This is a genomic window from Bowmanella dokdonensis (assembly GCF_017254865.1).
GTDB lineage: Bacteria > Pseudomonadota > Gammaproteobacteria > Enterobacterales > Alteromonadaceae > Bowmanella > Bowmanella dokdonensis.
The window spans coordinates 1-1,869 of the sequence record NZ_JAFKCV010000033.1 but is presented as its reverse complement, the minus strand read 5'-3'; the positions used below and the strand labels follow the sequence as shown (position 1 = coordinate 1,869).

1 protein-coding gene is annotated in these 1,869 nt (G+C 47.3%); it reads left to right on the top strand.

All coding sequences use genetic code 11. The annotated features are described in order from the left end of the window. Window positions 1-800: 800 nt before the first annotated feature. Window positions 801-1,706 (top strand): trypsin-like serine peptidase, encoded by a 906-nt coding sequence (locus J0A66_RS21365; protein ID WP_206575890.1) that lies wholly within the window; start codon window positions 801-803, stop codon window positions 1,704-1,706. The last annotated feature ends 163 nt before the right edge of the window (window positions 1,707-1,869 follow it).

Sequence of the window (1,869 nt, the reverse complement as noted above, 5' to 3'; positions counted from 1 at the left end):
TCGTTCGATTTCTAGTTCAGTTATGCCTAAAATGGCACCTGCGTGGGACATCGGCTTATCTCCATTAAATGATCTTCGCAAAATCAGTTTAATGAATGCTGATGTCCCCCGTTAATGATGAAGAGCCCGTAGCGGTTACGTCGGAGTTCACCAAAACGCCTGGAGCGTTTTGGAACGGCTTTAGCTGGCCCATAGGGCGTAGGGCAGGAAGCCTGGAGTACAAAATTTTCTGGAAAAATTTTGAACAGCCGCGGCCGGCCCGCAGGGCGTAGCACAGGGTGAAAGCGGCTAAAGAAACAATAAACAGTTTTATTGTTTCCCGATTGAACGACCCGAGCTCTGCGAAGGGTTGGGCCGCCCGGAATACAAATTCGTCAGGAACGAATTTGAACAGCTTTAGCTGGCCCGTAGGGTGGAGTACAGGATGTACGGAATAAAACTCTCACGCCGACCAACTTCTCTTCTCCCCGAGATTTCCTGATAGTCTCAAATCACAATGATCCAAACCAATCTTCGACATAAGCCTGAAGCGATCAAGGTCGGCCTTCCTCCACTTCGCTGGTAGGTTGTTCTGCATGCTATTTAACTGGTGGTAGATGAATTGCCTTGCTTAGCTTGCCCGGGTCGCTTTGATGAGGCATTTCGGATCAGATATCGGAGCCCCTGTCAGAACCCGTAAAGATTTAAGAAAGTTGCTAACGGTTAATCCTGTGCCTACATTTCAATCGATAATAACGCAGCTAGCCTCATTTGTTGGTGGTTTGAGGAATGGCCTATCTAACCAAACACAGGGAATTAGTATGAATTACTCTTACAACGTGTCTTTCTTAATCAAGTTGATTGCCAGTTCTGTTCTTCTGTTCAGCTCAATGGCCGTAATGGGAGAGGAGAATGCCAGCTACATCTGTCAAACCCTTGCCAGCGAAAAGGTCAGGGAGTTTAGTCAACAGGAGCTGGATGCTGCAATGCCTGTTCCCCTTCCCAAGATAAAGCTAGATCAGGACTTACTAAGTGAATTAAATGAACTTCGGGCGGTAGGCAATGAGCCTGATGGGATACCTAAGAAATTGGATTCGGGTCAAAAACCCTGGAAATACGCAGGGAAATTATTTATGACCACAGATGCCGGATTGGCTAGTTGTACGGCTCAGTTTATAGATAAGAATTTGTTGGTCACCGCTGCCCACTGTGTCTTTCAAAGTGTCGGACAAAGAAAATTCTATACTGATATTCAATTTTACCAGCATTATAAGGGAACCAAGAAATCTGAGCATTTTTATACCCCGGTAGCGGTCGGCCTGATGCAGGCTTATTCCGATGCGGGTGGGAATGCCGCCGCTCAGGTTACCTATGACTACGCTTATATTAAAACCGCCAAGCACTCAGAGAATAAAGAGCATTTTAAAGTGGCGTCTCCACCAGAAGAGGGGAAAGAGATACGATCTATTGGTTACCCCAATGATCTGGACAACGGAGATCACTTATATGGCAATATCGGCCGCATGTATGTGGGAAAACGACTGAATTACTACTTAGCTGGCCCAAGCGGGATGACCGCTGGTAGCAGTGGAGGGGCTTGGGTACGAGAGGGCGCTATCAGAGCTATTCACTCGGGGATGGCATCAGAAGTTAGTTTTGAGGTTGGACCGGCAATCTATGAGATGGGGGCCCTGATAAACTACGTTCTGAACGATTGTTCCGGGTGAAATTCTGCAGTCCGGGCGCCCCTAGCAGGAACTGGTACTGACCTTTCCCCGAGATTAGTACCAATCCCTCAATGAGATTTTCCTGCTTAAGCTGCCTGTTTTGCATACTCAACAGGCGACATGTAATTCAGTGAGCTATGCGGGCGAACATGGTTGTAATGCT